Here is a 20,809-nt window from a genome sequence, read left to right as displayed (position 1 = left end):
AAGTGCGGCGAAGGCAAATGTGGCGGCGACGCAAAAGGTAAAAAAGAAGGTAAGTGCGGCGAAGGCAAATGTGGTGGCGACGCAAAAGGCAAAAAAGAAGGTAAGTGCGGTGAAGGTAAGTGTGGTGGCCAATAACAGGCTGATTTAAGTACCTTACTTACGTTTATGCTAAAAGGGCCAAAAGGCCCTTTTGGTTTTAGGAGATAATGATGAGAGCAACACAAAACTCAGCATTTGGGATGGTGGGCTTAGGTCTTCGTCGAGAGATGCTCGATGAACTACTTGCGCATACACCAAAGCAAATTGATTTTATGGAAGTCGCGCCTGAAAACTGGCTTAAGCTGGGAGGGCGCTTTAAAAAGCAATTTAAAACCTTAACAGACGCCAATAATTTTGTTTGCCATGGTTTATCGCTTTCTATCGGGTCGCCTGAACCTCTTGATATTGAATTTGTTAAATCGCTAAAAACGTTTTTTGATCAGTACAACATTAAACTTTTCAGTGAACACCTAAGCTACTGCTCTGGAAAAGGGCATATGTACGATTTAATGCCAATCCCTTTTACTGAAGAGGCTATTGCGCACGTTGTACCTCGCATCAAACAAGTGCAAGATATTTTAGAGCGACAAATAGCCATTGAAAATGTCTCTTATTACGCGGCACCTGGCCAGCAGTTATCTGAGCTTGAATTTACCAATACGATTTTAGAGCAAGCAGATTGTAAACTACTGCTAGATGTGAACAATATTTATGTTAATTCAATTAATCATGGTTACAATGCTGAGACGTTTTTATTAGGGTTGCCTTCAAAACGTATTGCCTATGGCCACGTAGCTGGGCACTACAATGAAGCCGATGATTTAATTGTTGATACCCACGGCGCTGATGTTATTGACCCCGTATGGGATCTGCTTGATAAAGCGTACCAAGCGCATGGGGTGTTTCCTACCTTATTGGAGCGTGATTTTAATATCCCAAGTATAAATACACTTACAAAAGAGCTTGATATTATTCACGATTTACAAAATAAGCAGTTATGCGCATCGTCTTCTCAGCAATTAGCATAAAGGAAAAAACATGAGCTTTATTGACAGTCAAAATGAGTTTATGGCGCACATACGAGAGCCTGAGCATAACCCAAAGCCTAAAGGTATTGAAGATAGACGTATGGCGATTTACCGCGACCTATTCTTTAATAATATTGCAGGGTTTATCTCATCTGGGTTTCCGGTGCTTAAAACGTTATACACACAACAGCAATGGCAAAAATTAGTAAGAGCATTTTTTAGTGAGCATGACTGCAAGTCACCTTATTTTTTAGACATAGCAGGAGAGTTTATTAATTACTTATCGAGCAGTTATACCCTGCAAGAATACGATTATGCATTTATGCTGGAGTTGGCACATTACGAGTGGATAGAGCTTGATGTTTCCGTGGCTAATGAAGATACCAGCGAGCAACGCTTAAAAAGTACTGAACTGACCAGTTCTGCACTTTACTTATCGAGTGTTGCACGTAATTTAAGCTACCAGTATGCGGTTCAACATATCAGCACAGAGTATATACCCAGCACGCCATCTGAGCAGCCTAATTACTTTGTTGTATACCGCGATGATAACGATGACGTGCAGTTTTTAGCTACGAATGCAATGACCGCTTTGCTACTTTCAATAATAGAATCAAATGCGGGCATTGAGTTTGAGAGTGTATGCCAGCAGGTTTTAGTTCATGCGCCTAATTTTAGTGAACAACAAATTGCGCAAGGTGCGTTAAGTACGCTTAATGCAATGTCCGAGCGCGGTATTATCGTGACAAAAAATCAACATTAAGGTCTTTATAGATTATTTTACTTCGTCTATCATGGCAGCCTTATTTGTCGTGCTTAAAAAAGGTTATACCAATGTCAGATGATAAAGACTTTAAAGATCCGTTTAACGCTACTTACTTTATTGCTTTTTTAGCAGTTTTTGTGGGTATTGGCTGTTTAAATGCGATTTTAGGCTGGATCACAAGCCTAACTTAAAGCTCCTAGCTCTATTAAGGCTGTTGTTTTTATCAGCCTTACGCTTCTTTTCTTCCTCCACTCGTATAATTTTCAAACCACCTCGGTATTAATAACAGCAAACTCGCATTTTAACGTCAGTTAAGGTTATAATCAGCTGCTTTGAAATATAAACTATTGAGCAATTAAACTTATGACTCAAGTAACACCCGCTATTATTAAAAACAGTATCGCAACCATTGCCGACTATCCTAAACCAGGCATTATGTTTCGTGATGTAACAACACTAATGGCAAATCCAGAAGCCTTTAAAGCAACAATCGATGCTTTTATAAACGAATATAAAAACCAAGGCTTTACAAAAATTATTGGAACAGAATCTCGCGGCTTTATTTTTGGTGCGCCGCTATCATACGCGTTAGGGATCCCTTTTATTCCTGTTCGTAAGCCAGGCAAGCTACCACGCGAAGTGATTCGCCAAGATTACCTACTTGAATACGGCGAAGACACATTAGAGCTTCATGTTGATGCGATTGTCCCAGGCGACAAAGTATTATTAGTGGATGATTTATTAGCTACCGGTGGCACAATTGAAGCCACAGCAAAGCTAGTTGCAAAATTAGGTGGCAAGGCCACTGATGCTGCGTTTGTTGTTTCATTACCAGAGCTTGGTGGTGAGCAGCGTGTAGAAAAAATGGGTATTAAAATCTTAAAACTTGTTGAGTTTGAAGGCGAGTAATTGATGAGTTATCAGGTTCTAGCTAGAAAATGGCGTCCGCAAACCTTTCATGAATTGGTTGGCCAGTCTCATGTAAAGCAAGCGCTTGTTAATGCGCTTACGCAAAATAGACTGCATCACGCTTATTTATTCACTGGAACCCGTGGAGTGGGTAAAACAACCATTGCACGCATTTTTGCTAAAAGCTTAAATTGTGACGAAGGTATATCGGCATCTCCATGTGGGCAATGTAGTAGTTGTACTGATATAGAAGCAGGGCGCTACATTGACTTACTTGAAATTGATGCCGCTTCTCGCACCAAAGTAGAAGATATTCGTGAAATTCTTGATAATGTTCAATATGCCCCCACGCGTGGACGTTATAAAGTATACCTAATAGATGAAGTACACATGCTCTCAAAGCATAGCTTTAACGCGTTATTAAAAACGTTAGAAGAGCCGCCAGAGCATGTGAAATTTTTACTGGCAACCACCGATCCGCAAAAGTTACCTGTTACCATTTTATCGCGCTGTTTACAGTTTAACTTAAATGCACTTTCGCAAAGCGAAATTAAAACTCAGCTTGAGCATGTACTTACTCAAGAGCAACTAAACTTTGATAAAGATGCGCTAAGTATTATTGCAAAAGCCGCCGATGGCAGTATGCGAGACGCCTTAAGCTTAACAGATCAAGCTATTGCGCAAACCAACGGCGACATAAACAACCAAGCCGTGCAAGCCATGCTTGGTTTAATGGACACACATTACAGCCAAAGTTTACTGGCTGCTTTGTTAGCACAAGACGGTGGCGCACTAATGGATGAAATAGCCCAAGTAGCGAGCCGAAACCCTAACTATATTGCACTACTTGATGATTTAATTGCATTAACTCACCTTATTCAGTTAACTCAACTGGTCCCGCAAGCAGCGCAACTTGATGATAAAAACGCCGATTATATTAGCCATGTTGCACAGCACACTCAGGCTCAACAAATACAGGTGTATTATCAGTTACTATTAAATGGTAAAAAAGACTTACAATGGGCACCAGAGCCTCGTTTAGGCTTTGAAATGATAATGCTACGTTTATTAGCATTTGAGTCCGCAGGTACAACACCTGCTCAATCGCTTCCTGGGGCAAGCAACACACAAAATGCAGCAACGCCTGCGCCTACCAATAGTAAAGGCCGTGCCGATGCGCTGCGTGATATATTAAATAAAAATAAAACGCCATCGCAAAACGAAACCCCAGCTGCGCAACCAATGGTTGAGCACAGCCAAAGCACAGCACAAAGTCAAACAACTGATGAACCAGTAGCGCACCCGCCCACAGAGCAGCTAACACGCTCGCCAAGTGAGCAACACAGCAACAGCGTAACACCTGCGGCTCAAAGTCCCCAAAACGATATGCCGAGCCCTGTGCAGCAAAATGAACACATTGCTAAGAATGACGAGGCCGCTGAGCGTCAAAGTGAAGACGATGCATATTTGCAACACAGTAATATGGAGCAAAGCTTAGCTGCACAATTTGATGATGTTATGAGCAGTGCTGTAGATCAAGGTTATAACCCGGCACCTGTAGCGCCACATACACAATCCGCCGCTGAAAACGCCAATACTAAAGATAGCAGTGTGCGTGAACAAGAAGCTCAAGCACAATCAGCTATTGCGCGAATTTTACGTGATAGAAATATATCGGGGGCAGGCAGGCTTTCAGGGGAAAGTGTAAATACCACTGAGCATGCGCAAACACCAAAAGCGTCTGATCAAGCAGCGCCATTCATTGAAGAAACGCCACACAATACACGCTCGCAAGCGAGTGAGTCACAAAATGATTCACCGCCATGGCATGACCACGCGCAAGGTGACAGCGAAAAAAAGCCAGCGCTCCCAGTAACAGGGAGCCTAACGCCGGCTGAGCCAGTAACGCAAAGCCAGCCAGTGCGTAAGGTTGATTTTAAAGAAAAGCATCAAACAATTACTGAAAACTTAGCCCCTGAGCTGCTTGAGCAAATTAATCCACAAAAAAAGCCAGAGGTAATAGAGCAAGAGCCTGCTATACCGGTTCCAGATGATTTTCAAAGTCCAATTAGCGAGATTAAATTTGCGCATCAGCAAGATGAGTGGGCTTATTTAATTAAGCGTATGGGGCTAGGTGGGCGAATGCGTCAATTTGCATTACACTCGATTTTTACCAAGCAAGGCGACAGTTTGCATATTGACGTGGATGAATCTCAAAAACACTTAGATACGCCCATGCTTAGGCAAAAGCTCGATGCAGCGTTATCAAGCATTTACGGACATAACGTATCGCTAAGTATTAACTTTGCCAAAGGGGTGATTGACTCGCCTTATTTAATTCAGCAAAAAATTGATGCTGGGCGGCATCAGCAAGCTATTGATGTGATCACATCAGATGAAAACATAGTACAATTTCAGCAGCTATTTAGCGCCGAAATTGACGAAAACAGTATTCAGGCATTGTAATTAAATACAATCGCCCTTATCTTCATGACAACTAGAGTTTAAAAGAAAGAGAGAAAATTATGTTTAAAGGTGGAATGGGTAACATGATGAAGCAAGCGCAGCAAATGCAAGAGCGCATGCAAAAAGCCCAAGACGAAATCGCAACAATGGAAGTTGTTGGCGAAGCCGGCGCAGGCCTTGTAAAAGTAACCATGCTTGGTAATCATAACGTGCGTCGTGTTGAGCTTGATGATAGCCTGATGGAAGATGACAAAGACATGATTGAAGATTTACTTGCAGCAGCATGTAATGATGCTGTTCGTCGCGTTGCTGACGAAACGCAAGAGCGTATGAGTAAAGTTACTGGCGGTATGCAATTACCACCAGGTATGAAAATGCCGTTCTAATAAATATGCAACTTTCAGATAGTTTAACACAGCTTATAGAAGCGCTACGTTGCCAACCGGGTATAGGCCCTAAGTCTGCTCAGCGCATTGCATTTCATTTACTGGAACGCGACCGTAAAGGCGGGACCCAGCTTGGTAACGCATTAACCAAAGCCATGTCTGCGGTTGGGCATTGTCAGTCGTGTCGCACCTTTACTGAGCAAGCTCAGTGTGATATTTGCTTAAGCACAAAACGCCAAGACAGTGGCGTGCTCTGCGTTGTTGAGTCGCCTACCGATGTGTTGGCTATAGAGCAAACAGGCCAATATCTTGGTTTGTACTTTGTATTGATGGGGCATTTATCGCCGATTGACGGGATTGGCCCCAAAGAAATTGGCTTAGATATACTTGAACAAAAGCTCTCGCATGGTGCAATTAACGAAGTGATTTTAGCTACCAACCCCACCGTTGAGGGCGAAACCACTGCACATTATATTGCCCAACTTTGCCATAAATATAAAGTTGGCGCTTCGCGTATAGCGCATGGTATCCCTGTGGGTGGCGAACTTGATTTAGTGGATGGCACAACGTTAATGCACGCATTTAGCGGCCGACGAGCGGTTGTGCAGGACTAGCATCACTATCTGAAATTGTTTTAAAAGCCTACATAGTAAAATATGTAGGCTTTTTTGTGTTTGCTCTTTTAATACCGTATAACGTGTGTGAGCTTAGCAGTAATCATATTTATTAATAAATGAGTTAAACTTGGCGTTGTTATGTTATAAATTATTGACTAACAACAACTAAATAGCGTGATTGTTGCACGGCACTTGCGCCCTAAAAGGCCACTCAAGTGGGCGAGTTGATATAAGCAAACATCAGGAATTTATCTGATTAGTAAGGAGTACTATGCAAAATAATAAACACGGGAATAAAGACGGTTTGCTCAGCAGTAAGCGTTTTTTACCGCTATTTGTAACGCAGTTTTTATCGGCTATGAATGATAATGTGTATAAGCAATCTGTGCTTATATTATTGGTGTTTCAAGCTACAACCCTAGGCGATGGTGCGCTATATTCAAACCTTGCAGCGGGCTTATTTATATTACCGTTCTTTTTATTTTCTGGGATGGCGGGGCAACTGGCCGAAAAAACAGAAAAATCAAAGCTCATACGGCTTGTTAAATTTTGCGAAATACCAATTATGGTTATTGGCGCGGCTTCTATTTTTACGCAATATGTGTGGCTAATGCTTACAACCGTGTTTTTTATGGGGCTGCAAAGTACCTTTTTTGGCCCACTCAAGTATTCTATTTTACCGCAGCACGTTGCACCCAACGAACTAACAAAAGCCAATGGCTTAGTTGAGTCTGCCACGTTTGTAGCCATTTTATTGGGCACTATTTTTGGCACCTATTTTATTACCCAAACAACAGGCCCAACGGTAATCAGCATCGCGGTATTAGTATTAGCTGTACTTGGCTTTTTAAGTAGCCGGTTTATTCCTATTAGTGAAGCGAACGATGCAAACTTGCGCTTTACCTATAATATTTTTACTTCCACTAAAGATGTATTTAAAGCGCTTAATGCTCAAACAGAATCGGTTGGTAAATCGGTGTTGGGTATAAGCTGGTTTTGGCTAATAGGTGCGGTTATTTTAACGGCATTACCTAATTACGTTAAGCATGTAATGGGTGGCGATGAGCTCGTTGTAACCAGTGCGCTGGTGGTGTTTTCGCTAAGCATTGCCGTGGGGTCTTTGTTGTGTGAAAAGCTCTCACGCTCACGTATTGAGCTGGGAATTGTACCTTTTGGCGCTATTTTAATAACGTTATTTTTGTATTTTTTAAGCCAAGAGCCGGCTATTAGTGAATATATCGCGCCCTCTGAAAATTTATTAACACTAAAGCAAGTGCTCAATACGGGCGATATGATATGGCATTTTGTTTGGATGGCAGGTATTGGTATTGCATCTGGTTTTTATACTGTGCCGCTGTATGCGCTTATTCAGCAGCGTACCGAGGAGGCAAGTCGTTCGCGAGTGATTGCTGCTAATAATGTGCTTAATGCGCTCTTTATGGTTGGCAGTGCCATATTAAGTATTGTAACGCTCTCTGTTTTACAGTGGCATATTTCGTCGTTACTATTACTTTTAGCGGGGCTTAATTTACTTATTTCTATTTATATTTACACTAAGGTGCCGGAATTTTTCTTGCGCTTTGTGATCTATATTTTAGCCATATGCATGTATCGTGTGCGCACAAAAGGACATGAAAATATTCCAAACGAAGGCGCAGCCGTTATTGTCGCTAACCATGTTAGCTTTGTAGATTGGATGTTTATTTTAGCCACTTCGCCTAGGCCTATACGCTTTATGGTGTTTGCGCCCATTTATCATTCAAAAGCATTGCATTGGTTATTTAAAATGGCAAAAGCTATTCCAATTGATAGCGAAAAAGCTAACCCAAAGGCGTTTACCAAAGCATTTGATGAGGTTGCCGCAGCGCTTGAACGCGGTGAGTTAGTTGGTATTTTCCCTGAGGGAAAACTAACAAGTAATGGTGAAATGGACATGTTTAGACGTGGCATTGAGCGCATTATAGCGCGCACACCAGTGCCTGTTGTGCCCGTCCACTTAGGTGGTTTATGGGGCAGCATGTTTAGCCGTAAAGCAAAATGGCAACTACCTCGCCTAAAATGGTCATTAGTATCGGTGAGTGTAGGAGAGCCAATTGACGCAGAGCAGGTAAGCGCTAATTATTTACACGAACAAGTCAGCGCTTTAAAAGCCCGGTACGCTAAAAACACACCGTAATTTAACCCCAGCAGCCACATTTATATGTGGCTTTTTATTTATATAAGTGCAAATGCTGCTTTTTTAAATTTTTCCCTTGAAGTTACTCCACCTCACCCCATATTAAGTGCATAACGCAGACACTTTGCTAATTGGAGATACATAAATGACTGCAGCACAAAAAGAAACATTAGGCTTTCAAACAGAAGTAAAACAACTATTAAACTTAATGATTCATTCGTTATATTCGAATAAAGAAATATTTTTACGTGAACTTGTATCAAATGCATCAGACGCTGCCGATAAGCTACGCTTTTTAGCGCTTTCTAATGGTGACCTTTACCAAGGTGATGCCGATTTACATGTACGTATTAGCGCAGATAAAGAAGCGAACACAATTACCATTTCTGATAATGGTATTGGTATGACGCGTGAAGAAGTGATTAGCTCTTTAGGCACTATTGCTAAGTCGGGTACTGCTGAGTTTTTCAAAAACTTAACCGGTGACCAAAGCAAAGACTCTCAATTAATTGGTCAATTTGGTGTTGGTTTTTATTCAGCCTTTATTGTGGCTGATGAAGTGACAGTACGCACGCGTAAAGCAGGTGAAACACAAGCGTACGAGTGGCAGTCACAAGGTGAAGGTGAGTACACGTTACAAGAAATTGAAAAAGAAGGGCGTGGTACGGATATTATTTTACACCTGCGTGAAGAAGAAAAAGAATACGCGGATGAATACCGACTGCGTAGCATCGTTACTAAATACTCAGATCACATCTCTACACCTGTACAAATGTATAAAGCAGAAGTGCCTGAGTCTGAAGGCGAAGATGGCGAAAAAATCCCAGCCGTTCCAGGTGAGTGGGAAAGCATTAACCGTGCAACCGCTTTATGGACACGTGATAAGTCAGAGGTTTCTGATGAAGAATACAAAGAGTTTTACAAGCATGTAAGCCATGATTGGGAAGAGCCGTTAAACTGGGCGCACAATAAAGTTGAAGGTAAAACTGAGTACACAAGCTTATTGTACATCCCTAAAAAAGCGCCGTTCGATTTATGGAACCGTGAGCGCCAAAGTGGCTTAAAACTGTATGTTCAACGTGTTTTCATTATGGATGACGCTGAGCAGTTTATGCCAAGTTACCTGCGCTTTGTAAAAGGCTTACTTGATTCAAACGATTTACCGCTAAATGTATCGCGCGAAATTTTACAAGATAACAAAGTAACGCAAGCTATACGCAAAGGGTGTACGTCTCGTATTTTAAAAATGCTAGAGCGCATGGCTAAAAACAAAGCCGAAGACTATCAAACATTTTGGAACGAGTTTGGCCAAGTAATCAAAGAAGGCCCAGCAGAAGATACAGCAAATAAAGAAGCCATTGCTAAATTACTACGCTTCTCATCTACGCATACCGACTCAGAAACACAAGATGTATCGCTTGAGCAATACATTGAGCGCATGAACGATGAGCAAGATAAAATTTACTACGTAGTTGCTGATTCGTTTACTGCGGCTAAAAACTCTCCGCACTTAGAAATCTTCCGCAAAAAAGGCATCGAAGTATTATTACTAAGTGACCGTGTTGATGAGTGGATGATGAGCCACTTAACTGAATTTAACGAAAAATCGTTCCAGTCAATCACCCGTGGCGACCTTGATTTGGGTAAGCTTGACGACGAAGAAACGAAGAAAGCGCAAGAAGAGTCTGAAAAAGAAGTAGAAGGCTTAATTGAGCGCATTAAAACAGCGCTAGGCGAAGAAGTTAAGGAAGTACGCTTTACGCATCGTTTAACAGATTCTCCTGCCTGTGTTGTGAGCGATGAGAACGACATGAGCTCGCAAATGCAAAAGCTTATGGAGTCAGTAGGCCAACCTGTACCAGAGGCCAAGCCAGTGTTTGAGCTTAACCCTGAGCACCAGTTAGTTAAGCACTTAAACGATGAGCAAGACGAAGATAAGTTTGCACAGTGGTCTCATGTATTACTAGACCAAGCTTTACTTGCTGAACGTGGCACATTAAAAGACCCTACCGGTTTTGTAACACGTTTAAACAAATTAATGCTTGATTTGAATAAGTAAGGCTAACAGGCTCTTTTAAATGCTAAAATAGCTTAAAAGATAACCATAATTATAAAGGAAGCGTATGCTTCCTTTTTTTATGCGATCTAAAGTAGGCAATTAGTATAAGTTGCTTGAGTATCTGCAGCGCTTGTGGAAGAATTCAGGCTTTAAAAATAACTATCCATACTAGGGGACAATGATATGCGCATTATTCTTTTGGGCGCGCCAGGTGCTGGTAAAGGTACGCAAGCTCAGTTTTTAATGGACAAATACGGTATTCCACAAATTTCTACCGGTGACATGCTTCGTGCAGCCATTAAAGAAGGTACACCACTTGGTTTAGAAGCTAAAAAAGTAATGGATGCAGGTCAGTTAATTTCTGACGATATCATCATTGGTTTAGTTAAAGAGCGTATTGCTAAACCAGATTGTGAACAAGGCTTTTTACTTGATGGCTTCCCACGTACCATTCCACAAGCAGATGCAATGAAAGAAAATGGCGTTGTGGTTGATCACGTTATTGAGTTTGACGTTGCTGATGAAGTAATTGTTGAGCGTATGGGTGGCCGCCGTGTGCATCCTGGTTCTGGCCGTGTTTATCACGTTGTTTACAACCCACCAAAAGTGGAAGGTAAAGATGATGAAACAGGCGAAGAACTAATTATCCGTGCAGATGACACGGAAGAAACAGTTCGCAAACGTTTAGGTATTTACCATGAGCAAACTATGCCATTGGTTGATTATTACCAAGCTGAAGCAAAAGCGGGCAACACGCAGTACCATAAACTTGATGGTACGCAAGCTGTTGAAACAGTAAGCCAGCAACTAGCAGAGCTTTTAGGTTAATATAATCTAAACACAGCTTAGGTATTAAAAAACCGCCCTCAGGCGGTTTTTTTGTATTTATTAGCTTTTAACAATTTTAAATTAAACCATTTGGTAAAACTTAGTACCTACAACGCTTTTAACTTTTCTATTACTGGGTCGTAGCTTGGCTCGGTTGATAAATTAGGCACGAGTTGTTTGTATATCACTGTGTGGCTCTTATCTAAAATAAATACGGCGCGGGTAAGCAGGCCCATATCTTTTATAATTAAGCCATATTTTTGGCCAAAGTCTCGCCATACAGAGTCAGAAAGGGTTGTTACTTTGTCGATGTTTTCAGCATTACAAAAGCGTTTTTGAGCAAAAGGTAAATCGGCGCTAATTGTCAGCATCGCAACAGCAGGAAATTGCGTTGCCACTTTTTCGTTGAAATGCTTTGTTTGTAAGCTACAAATACCTGTATCTAAACTTGGTACCACGCTAATCAATACTGCTTGCCCTTTATAATCATCAAGATTTACAGGAGCAAAACCACCATCAACTACTTTAAAATTTGGCGCATTATCACCTACACTTACACCTTTACCTAACAAGGTGACAGGTTTACCCTGAGCAGAGACCTTACCTGCATCAAGCGTGTTTTCGGGGTACTGTGATGCGTGCCCAACTGAGCTTAAAGCAAGCGTGCTTAGTGCAAAAATAAGAGAGCGTACCATAGGTTATTTCCTTTTAAATTAACGCAATAGGTTTGAGTGTATTATACTGAATATCACTAACCAAGCGATTAAATATCACGGTAAAAGTAATAATAAGTTCTGTGATATATAAATTGTAAACTCGAAGAACTTTTATTAACATGTAGTTACAAAATGTATCTTTAATAAAGTCATAAGGCCTATTGACAACATTGGGTTAAATAATAGAGAGATAGTATGTCAACATCCGTATTAATATGTGACGACTCAAAATTAGCGAGGCGCCAGCTAGCTCGCTCTTTACCAGATGACTGGGATATTAAAGTAGAGTTTGCTCAAGATGGTGTTGATTGCATCACAAAACTAAAAATAATCGAGCCCGAAATACTTTTTCTTGATTTAAATATGCCTGAAATGGACGGGTACGAAGTCCTTATGGCCATGAAAGAGCAAGGTCTTAATATCCTAACCGTAGTGGTATCTGGCGATATTCAGCCAAATGCGCACCAACGTGTTTTAGAGTTAGGGGCTATTGATTTTATCCAAAAGCCTTGCTCAGCTGAAAAGCTCGCAGATATTATTGAGCACCACGGTATTAAAGATAAAGCCATGCGCGAACGACTCGCCCACTCTTTGGGTGAGCAAGTAGACCCAGATGTGCGCGATATATACCAAGAGCTTACAAATGTTGCTATGGGTCAAGCGGGGGATTTGCTTGCACGGCTTTTAAACGTGTTTGTAGAGCTGCCGATTCCGAATGTGAATGTGCTTGAAGTTAATGAGCTAGACATGGCGTTGCAGTCTATTGACAACAACGCAGCTACCTCGGGCGTTTGCCAAGGCTTTATTGGCGGTGGCGTATCTGGCGAGGCGTTGCTTTTACTAAATGACTCAAGCTTTAAAGAAATTGCGTCATTAATGAATTACGATGGTGAGCTTAACGACAAGGTTGAACTTGAGCTGCTTATGGATATTAGTAATATTCTAATAGGCTCAATTTTAACGGGGCTCTCTAAACAGCTTGATATGTCTTTTAGTCAAGGCCACCCCATTGTACTTGGCCAGCATCGCGATGTATCAGAGTTGGTTAAATCGAATAAATCTCGTTGGCAAAGAACTTTAGCAATAGAGATAAGCTACGGCATCGAAAACCACGATATTAACTGTGACCTTATGCTGTTATTTACCGAAGATTCACTGAAGACTTTGAAATACAAAGTTGCTTACCTATTAGAAGACTAAGTTATGGCCGCTGATTTAGAAATGAATGAAATCCATTGGTTAATGGATATGTTTAACACAGTCGATGTGGGCCTGGTTGTACTGGATAGAGACTATAAAGTGTGCGTATGGAATGGCTTTATGGAAAACCATTCGGGGCTATTGCCCAGCGCTGTAAAGGACAAAGATTTATTTGATTTATTCCCCTCAATTGACGAAAAATGGTTTAGAAGTAAATCAGAGTCTGTATTTGTACTTAAAAACCGCTCGTTTACTATTTGGGAGCAGCAACCTTACATTTTCCGTTTTAAAAATTATCGGCCAATTACTGGTAAAGCGGATTACATGTACCAAAACGCGACTTTTATTCCACTTACCAACACATTGGGCGAAGTAAGCCATATTTGTATTATTATTTACGATGTTACCGATGTGGCAGTAAATAAAAAAGAATTGGAAGATTTAAACAAGCGTTTAGAACAAGTCAGCCAAACTGATAGCCTAACGCAACTGTATAATCGCGGGCATTGGGAAAGCACGCTGCACCAAGAGTTTTTGCGCGTTAAGCGCAGTGGTGGTAGCAGCACACTGTTAATGTTCGATATCGACCATTTTAAAAAAATTAATGATGAGCATGGTCATAGCTGTGGTGATGAGGCGCTTCGCCACCTTTCAGATTTGCTTCGAACGACGCTTCGCGAAACCGACATAGCAGGACGATATGGTGGGGAGGAGTTTGTTGTTACTTTACTTGATACCGACAAACAAGGCGCAGCAACATTTGCTGAGCGCTTAAGAGCACTGATAGAGGCCAACCCTTTTGTTTATAAGCATACAAAAATAGAGATGACAGTGAGTGTTGGCTTTGCAGGCAATAGCCCAGAGTTTGCAAAGCATGAACGTTGGATTGAAGCTGCGGATAAAGCGTTGTATTACTCAAAAGAGCATGGTCGTAATAGAGTAACTGATTTTGAGGATATAAAAAATGACGCATAAGCGTCATTTTTATTATGTGCTATTAAAATAATGCTACGTGAGTAATACTTAGCTCTGCGAGCTTACGCTGTTTTTATGCCCACAAATGCTAATGACTTTTGCTTTTCCACCTTACTTACTCTGAAATATGGCGTGTGTCATCAGCAGGGCATTGGCCAAGCGTAGAGACATCGCCGCTACTTGTCTCTTGCTGTAGTTGCACCTTAAATCCCCATAACCTGTAAAGGTGTTTTAGCACCTCTTTGTGGGAGTTCGCGAGGGGGATATTATTGTGGGGGACATAGCGCAACGTTAAAGAGCGATCGCCTCTAATATCAACATTATACACTTGAATGTTAGGTTCGTGATTACTCAAATTATACTGCGCTGAAAGCGCTTCGCGTACAGCCCGATAGCCGCTATCGTCATGAATTGCGCCTATTTCAAGATGTGGGTTACGGCTATGATCGACAATAGTAAATAACTTAAAGTCACGTATTAGCTTAGGTGATAAAAATTGGCTTATGAAGCTTTCATCTTTAAAATTTTCCATCGCAAAATGCAGAGTGTCAAGCCAATCAGTCCCTGCATACTCAGGAAACCAGCGTCTGTCCTCATCTGTTGGGTTTTCGCAAATACGGCGAATATCCACCATCATATTAAAGCCTAGGGCATAGGGGTTTATACCTGAATAGTAATTGCTGTTATAAGGTGGCTGATAAACCACGTTGGTATGACTTTGCAAAAACTCCATCATGAATGAGTCGGTTAACTTACCCTCATCATATAAGTGATTTAAAATAGTGTAATGCCAAAAGGTTGCCCACCCTTCGTTCATTACTTGGGTTTGTTTTTGTGGATAAAAATATTGCGATATTTTTCGAACAATACGTATTACTTCTCGCTGCCAAGACTCTAATAGTGGCGCATTTTTCTCGATGAAATATAAGATATTTTCTTGCGGCTCTTGGGGAAAGTGTCTTTCTTGCTTTTTAGCTTCCTGTTGTTGCTTAGGGATAGTACGCCATAGCTCGTTTACTTGTGATTGCATGTAATCTTCACGCTCTTTTTGACGCTTTTGCTCTTCAAAAAGGGATATTTGCTGCGGGCGTTTGTATCTATCTACACCATAATTCATCAATGCGTGACACGAATCAATCAAGTTTTCTACTTGAGTAATGCCATATTTTTCCTCACAACGGCTAATGTAATTTTTAGCAAACACTAAGTAATCTATGATGGAATCGGCGTCAGTCCATGTTTTAAATAAGTAGTTCCCTTTAAAAAATGAATTATGGCCATAACAGGCATGCGCCATAACCAAAGCCTGCATGGGAAGTGTGTTTTCTTCCATTAAATAAGCAATACAGGGATTTGAATTAATAACAATTTCGTAAGCCAGCCCCATTTGCCCACGTTTATAATTTTGTTCTGTTTGAATAAATTTTTTACCATATGACCAATGGCTGTATCCTATTGGCATGCCAACGCTTGAATACGCATCCATCATTTGTTCTGCTGTAATGACTTCGATTTGATTAGGGTAAGTGTCTAATCGGTAATGGGTGGCAACGCGGGCTATTTCAGTTTGGTATTGCTCAAGCAATTCAAAGGTCCAGTCTGGACCATCACTAATTCGTTCATTACTCATCGTAAACCTCGTTTAGGCTAAGCAGCGCCTTGTTGTTGACGATTTTTTTTAAAGAGCTCCCTAAATATAGGGTAAATATCTTCAACACTTTGTATATGTTGTATAGCAAAGTTGCTATGAGTGTGGGTTATGTTTTGGTATTCGCGCCATAAGCTTTGATGCGCACGCGTGGTAATTTCTATATAAGCAAAGTAACGAACGGCGCTAAGTAGCTTATTGCGTAATATTTCTGCGCAGTGGGGGGTATCGTCTGCCCAGTTATCGCCATCGGATGCTTGCGCCGCGTATATGTTCCACTGCTCTGAATCATAACGCTCTTTTATTATATCGTTCATTAGTTTAAGGGCACTGGAGACAATAGTGCCACCTGTTTCCTGAGAATAAAAGAACTCTTGTTCGTCGACCTCTTTAGCTTGTGTATGGTGACGTATATACACGACCTCAATGTCTTTATAACTACGGGTCAAAAATTGATACAGCAAAATGTAAAAACGCTTTGCCATGTCTTTTGTGGCCTGATCCATCGAGCCTGATACATCCATAATACAAAACATAACGGCTTTGCTGGTGGGGTGGGGGCGTTTTTCATAATTACGAAAACGTAAGTCGTAGTTATCGATAAAAGGTACGTATTTTATTTGCTGTTTGAGTTGATCAATTTCCTCTTGCAATAATGCTACGATAGCTTGGTCGCTGGCGGCTTGCTCAAGTTCCATCGCGAGTTGACCTTCAAGCTCAGCTAAGCGCCTTTTTTTACCCGCACTCATGGCGACTCTCCTGGCGAGTGAGCCCTGTAATGAGCGTACTATATCAATATTACTGGGCATACCATCGCTACAAAAACCAGCCCGATGAGTTTTCATTTGTACAAGCTTATCTAGCTGGTTTTCTTGTAAGTTGGGCAGCGCTAAGTCTTCAAAGAGCAAATCAAGGTATTCATCTTTAGAAATAGAAAACACAAAGTCATCTTGGCCTTCGCCTGAATCACTCGCATCGCCATCGCCTGCACCACCACCTTGGCCGCCTTTGGGGCGCTCAATTTTGTCACCTGTAGAGAATTGATCGTTGCCAGGGTGAATTTGTTCTCTGTCGCCCCCTTTACCTTGGTGAAAAATGGGCTCGCTAATATCTCGTTGCGGGATAGATATACTCTCCCCTGAACTAGAGTCGGTAACGCTACGTTTATTAACCGCATCAGATACGGCTTCTTTTATTTGCTTTTTATAGCGCCTAATAAAGCGCTGGCGGTTAAGCGTGCTTTTATTTTTACCATTTAAACGTCTATCTATAAAATGCGCCATACTGTTCCCCCTAAACTACATGAAGGTTACTGCGATTTTCTAACCCGTAAATACCACTCAGAAAGTAAACGCACTTGTTTTTGCGTGTAGCCTTTTTCAACCATGCGGTTAACAAAGTCCTCGTGCTTTTGCTGATCCTCTGCTGAGGTTTTAGTATTAAAGGAGATAACAGGGAGAAGATCCTCAGTGTTTGAGAACATTTTTTTCTCAATAACCGTGCGCAGTTTTTCGTAGCTTGTCCATAGTGGGTTTTTACCATTATTGTGAGCGCGTGCACGTAATACAAAGTTAACTATCTCATTCCTAAAATCTTTGGGGTTAGAAATGCCGGCGGGTTTTTCTATTTTTTCAAGTTCTGCATTTAACGATGCGCGGTCAAATAGTTGTCCTGTATCAGGGTCTCTATATTCTTGATCTTGTATCCAAAAATCTGCATAAATTACATAGCGGTCAAAAATATTTTGCCCATACTCAGAGTAAGACTCTAAATAAGCGGTTTGGAGTTCTTTGCCAATAAACTCAACATATTGTGGAATTAAATAGCCTTTTAAAAAGCTTAAATAACGCTCTTCCACTTCAGCGCTAAATTGTTCACGCTCTATTTGTTGTTCCAATACATAAAATAAATGCACTGGATTGGCGGCCACTTCAGTGGTATCAAAATTAAATACGCGTGACAAAATTTTAAAAGCAAAACGGGTCGAAAGACCAGTCATACCTTCGTCAACTCCTGCGTAATCACGGTACTCTTGATAAGATTTCGCTTTAGGGTCAGTATCTTTTAGGGTTTCTCCATCGTATACGCGCATTTTTGAATAAATGCTTGAGTTCTCAGGCTCTTTTAAACGAGAAAGCGTAGTAAATTGTGCCAGTGTTTTTAACGTACCTGGTGCACAGGGGGCGCTTGCCAGTTCACTGTGCTGAATGAGTTTGTCGTATATTTTAATTTCCTCGGTAACACGCAAGCAGTAAGGAACTTTTACAATATATACCCTATCCAAAAACGCTTCGTTGTTTTTGTTATTTTTAAACGTTTGCCATTCTGACTCATTTGAGTGAGCTAAAATCATGCCGTTAAAGGGCAGGGCGCTTATGCCCTCTGTACCGTTGTAATTCCCCTCTTGCGTTGCAGTAAGGAGTGGATGCAGCACTTTAATAGGTGCTTTAAACATTTCTACAAACTCCATTAAGCCTTGGTTTGCTAAACATAATGAGCCTGAATAAGCGTAAGCGTCTGGGTCGTTTTGAGCAAAGTGCTCAAGCTGACGAATATCTACTTTGCCTACCAATGCTGAAATATCTTGGTTGTTTTCATCACCAGGCTCGGTTTTGGCTATACCAATTTGATTTAAAATAGAAGGGTAGCGCTTTACAACTCTGAATTGGCTGATGTCACCATTAAATTCTTTTAGTCGTTTTGCAGCCCATGGCGACATAATGGTTTTTAAATAACGGGGCTTAATACCGTATTCTTTTTCAAGCACATTTGCATCTTCGACGGGGTCAAACAAACAAAGCGGGTGGTCGTTTACCGGCGAGCCTTTAATTGAGTATATAGGCACTTGTTGCATTAAGTATTTTAGTTTTTCAGCGATTGAAGATTTACCTCCCCCTACGGGGCCGAGTAAATAAAGGACTTGTTTGCATTCTTCTAGTCCTTGAGCCGCATGTTTTAAATAAGAGACAATTTGCTCTATGGCATCTTCCATGCCGTAAAAGTCTTCAAATGCAGGGTAGCGTGCAACAACTCGATTAGAAAACAACCGGCTTAAACGTGCGTCGGTTGCAGTATCAACCATTTGTGGTTCACCTATTGCCATAAGTAAGCGCTCGGGTGCGCTGGCATAAGCTGATTTATCGTTTTTACAAATTTCTAAAAATTCGCTGATGCTGTATTCTTCTTCTTGTGCTGCTTCGTATCGTGCTTGGTAGTGCTCAAAAATAGTCATAATAACCTCCGAAACCCACTTTAAAAAGGTGCTTACTTTTTAAAGTCTAGTCTCAGTTTGAAATTTTTGTGCAATAAAATTAAAAATTTAAGTGAAAAAAGATCATGTGGCTAATTTATCAATTTAGCACGTATAACGGCGGCTTAAATTTTATAAAGGCATAAAAAAAGACGCCGAAGCGCCTTTTTTAATCAGCCTATAGTGGCTAATTAAGCGAAGTTAGCGTTCGCGAATTCCCAGTTAACAAGCGCCCAAAAACCTTTAAGGTAATCTGGACGCACGTTACGGTAATCAATGTAGTATGCGTGTTCCCATAAATCCACAGTTAGGATTGGTGTAACACCTTCGTCTGTAAGTGGCGTTGCTGCGTTAGATGTGTTTACGATATCTAATGAACCGTCAGCTAGTTTAACTAACCATGTCCAGCTAGAGCCAAAGTTGTTAACAGCTTTGTCGTTTAGTGCATCTTTAAACGCGTCAAATGAGCCCCATTTCGCGTTGATAGCATCAGCAATTGCGCCTGTTGGTTCACCGCCGCCATTTGGAGATAGGCAGTTCCAGTAAAAAGTGTGGTTCCAAATTTGTGCAGCATTGTTAAATACGCCACCTTCAGATGAGCAAACAATCTCTTCTAAAGATTTGTTCTCAAATTCAGTACCTGGAATTAAACCGTTTAATTTAACAACATACGTGTTGTGATGCTTACCGTGGTGATACTCAAGAGTTTCTTTTGAAATGTGAGGCTCAAGTGCATCAATTGCATATGGTAGTGACGGTAGTTCAAATGCCATTTTTTATCTCCATCTTCTTTTGGTTGATAACGCGCTTGGTAGTACGTAATGCCTGATAGAACAGACCACTTACCTATACCAAACGAGAATATAGTGTTACTATAATTGTTGAGTATTTTACTCAAGTTTAAGCAAACAGCAATGCTATTGCTAAAGACTATTTCAATTGCGGCTTTATTTGCCCATTTTAAGTTATATATTTGTGGCCACAATGATTTATTTTCAAGCCCCGGATATATCAAGCTATCGTCATTTTGAGGTTGTAGATGGAAACCATTGATAAAATTAAACAGCAGATTTCTGAAAACCCAATTATCCTTTACATGAAAGGGTCACCTAAATTACCAAATTGTGGTTTTTCTTCACAAGCGTCACAAGCTCTAATGTCATGTGGCGAACCATTTGCCTATGTTGATATTTTACTAAATCCAGATATTCGTGCTGAGCTACCAGCATACGCTAATTGGCCTACCTTCCCACAGCTTTGGGTTGAGGGCGAATTGATAGGTGGTTGCGACATTATTATTGAAATGTTTCAGCGTGGTGAATTACAGCCGTTGATCACTGAAACAGCAGCTAAATATAAAGAAGCTGACGCAGAGTAATAGTTACTTTGCTAAACATAATAAAAGCCACGTTTACGTGGCTTTTTTGTGTCTATCTATAACTTTCTTGCGTTTTAATTTATTGATCAACCCATGATTATAGCCAATAATTTGTACTCAATAGTTAGCAAACTCAGGCCTCACTCCTCGTTTAGATACACCTTAGTAAGGATAAGTAAGCAACAATGCTACTTATATAAGCGCAAATTTTAATTAAAAAATTGAGTTTTATACCAAGGCGTAATAATACGTAACCAGCTATGCTGAGCTATACGTGTCGCTATCTGCGCTAAAAGGTTCTTTTTTAGCACAACCCAATATCGAGATTTTTGCCTGGCTATCAATACGTTTTTCCAGCCTCAAAATAG

Annotated in this window: 18 protein-coding genes; 13 read left to right on the top strand and 5 right to left on the bottom strand. The window is 40.9% G+C overall.

Features of this window, described 5'->3' with window-relative positions; translation table 11 throughout:
- Window positions 1-239: 239 nt before the first annotated feature.
- The 10 genes from AN391_RS09800 (at window position 240) to adk (ending at window position 11,274) form a co-directional block, all read left to right on the top strand.
- Complete coding sequence (locus AN391_RS09800) at window positions 240-1,067, top strand: DUF692 domain-containing protein (protein WP_146258078.1); 828 nt, start codon at window positions 240-242, stop codon at window positions 1,065-1,067.
- 10 nt (window positions 1,068-1,077) lie between these two features.
- Window positions 1,078-1,830, top strand: a complete 753-nt coding sequence (locus AN391_RS09795; RefSeq protein WP_055015245.1) for a DUF2063 domain-containing protein — start codon at window positions 1,078-1,080, stop codon at window positions 1,828-1,830.
- A 71-nt stretch (window positions 1,831-1,901) separates the two neighbouring features.
- On the top strand, window positions 1,902-2,024 hold the full coding sequence (locus AN391_RS20885; RefSeq protein ID WP_004588125.1) for a hypothetical protein: 123 nt from the start codon (window positions 1,902-1,904) through the stop codon (window positions 2,022-2,024).
- A 172-nt stretch (window positions 2,025-2,196) separates the two neighbouring features.
- Window positions 2,197-2,742: an adenine phosphoribosyltransferase gene (gene apt / locus AN391_RS09790; RefSeq protein WP_055015244.1), complete on the top strand. Its 546-nt coding sequence runs from the start codon at window positions 2,197-2,199 to the stop codon at window positions 2,740-2,742.
- Window positions 2,743-2,745: 3 nt separating this feature from the next.
- Window positions 2,746-5,208 (top strand): DNA polymerase III subunit gamma/tau, encoded by a 2,463-nt coding sequence (gene dnaX, locus AN391_RS09785; protein ID WP_055015243.1) that lies wholly within the window; start codon window positions 2,746-2,748, stop codon window positions 5,206-5,208.
- 59 nt (window positions 5,209-5,267) lie between these two features.
- Entirely contained in the window at window positions 5,268-5,594 is a 327-nt protein-coding gene (locus tag AN391_RS09780; protein WP_055015242.1) for a YbaB/EbfC family nucleoid-associated protein, read from the top strand.
- A gap of 5 nt (window positions 5,595-5,599) precedes the next feature.
- A complete protein-coding gene (gene recR, locus AN391_RS09775; protein ID WP_055015241.1) occupies window positions 5,600-6,208 on the top strand; it encodes a recombination mediator RecR in 609 nt (202 codons plus the stop codon).
- A gap of 274 nt (window positions 6,209-6,482) precedes the next feature.
- Window positions 6,483-8,387, top strand: coding sequence for an MFS transporter (locus AN391_RS09770; RefSeq protein ID WP_055015240.1), 1,905 nt, complete (start codon window positions 6,483-6,485; stop codon window positions 8,385-8,387).
- Window positions 8,388-8,532: 145 nt separating this feature from the next.
- Entirely contained in the window at window positions 8,533-10,446 is a 1,914-nt protein-coding gene (htpG, locus tag AN391_RS09765; RefSeq protein ID WP_055015239.1) for a molecular chaperone HtpG, read from the top strand.
- Between the two features lie 183 nt (window positions 10,447-10,629).
- Window positions 10,630-11,274, top strand: a complete 645-nt coding sequence (adk, locus tag AN391_RS09760; RefSeq protein WP_055015238.1) for an adenylate kinase — start codon at window positions 10,630-10,632, stop codon at window positions 11,272-11,274.
- Window positions 11,275-11,381: 107 nt separating this feature from the next.
- On the opposite strand, the gene tpx is transcribed toward adk, so the two are convergent.
- Complete coding sequence (tpx, locus tag AN391_RS09755; RefSeq protein ID WP_055015237.1) at window positions 11,382-11,969, bottom strand: thiol peroxidase; 588 nt, start codon at window positions 11,967-11,969, stop codon at window positions 11,382-11,384.
- A 216-nt stretch (window positions 11,970-12,185) separates the two neighbouring features.
- On the opposite strand from tpx, the gene AN391_RS09750 reads away from it, so the two are divergent.
- Both AN391_RS09750 and AN391_RS09745 read left to right on the top strand, forming a co-directional pair.
- Window positions 12,186-13,190, top strand: a complete 1,005-nt coding sequence (locus AN391_RS09750; RefSeq protein WP_055015236.1) for a response regulator — start codon at window positions 12,186-12,188, stop codon at window positions 13,188-13,190.
- 3 nt (window positions 13,191-13,193) lie between these two features.
- Entirely contained in the window at window positions 13,194-14,165 is a 972-nt protein-coding gene (locus tag AN391_RS09745) for a diguanylate cyclase (RefSeq protein WP_055015235.1), read from the top strand.
- Window positions 14,166-14,280: 115 nt separating this feature from the next.
- Here the strand turns inward: AN391_RS09745 and AN391_RS09740 are convergent, their stop codons facing one another.
- The 4 genes from AN391_RS09740 to AN391_RS09725 form a co-directional block, all read right to left on the bottom strand.
- Complete coding sequence (locus tag AN391_RS09740) at window positions 14,281-15,795, bottom strand: SpoVR family protein (RefSeq protein WP_055015234.1); 1,515 nt, start codon at window positions 15,793-15,795, stop codon at window positions 14,281-14,283.
- A 17-nt stretch (window positions 15,796-15,812) separates the two neighbouring features.
- Window positions 15,813-17,096 carry a YeaH/YhbH family protein gene (locus AN391_RS09735; protein ID WP_055015233.1) on the bottom strand — a complete coding sequence of 428 codons (1,284 nt, stop codon included), beginning with the start codon at window positions 17,094-17,096 and terminating at the stop codon, window positions 15,813-15,815.
- Window positions 17,097-17,122: 26 nt separating this feature from the next.
- On the bottom strand, window positions 17,123-19,045 hold the full coding sequence (locus AN391_RS09730) for a PrkA family serine protein kinase (protein ID WP_055015232.1): 1,923 nt from the start codon (window positions 19,043-19,045) through the stop codon (window positions 17,123-17,125).
- A gap of 209 nt (window positions 19,046-19,254) precedes the next feature.
- Window positions 19,255-19,836 (bottom strand): Fe-Mn family superoxide dismutase, encoded by a 582-nt coding sequence (locus tag AN391_RS09725; protein ID WP_055015231.1) that lies wholly within the window; start codon window positions 19,834-19,836, stop codon window positions 19,255-19,257.
- A gap of 266 nt (window positions 19,837-20,102) precedes the next feature.
- Here AN391_RS09725 and AN391_RS09720 point away from each other — a divergent pair, with 266 nt between their 5' ends.
- Complete coding sequence (locus AN391_RS09720; protein WP_016709200.1) at window positions 20,103-20,441, top strand: Grx4 family monothiol glutaredoxin; 339 nt, start codon at window positions 20,103-20,105, stop codon at window positions 20,439-20,441.
- The last annotated feature ends 368 nt before the right edge of the window (window positions 20,442-20,809 follow it).

The organism is Pseudoalteromonas sp. P1-13-1a, from assembly GCF_001401875.1.
GTDB lineage: Bacteria > Pseudomonadota > Gammaproteobacteria > Enterobacterales > Alteromonadaceae > Pseudoalteromonas.
Note: the sequence above shows the minus strand (reverse complement) of the source record. Positions and strands in the feature narration are given on the sequence as shown.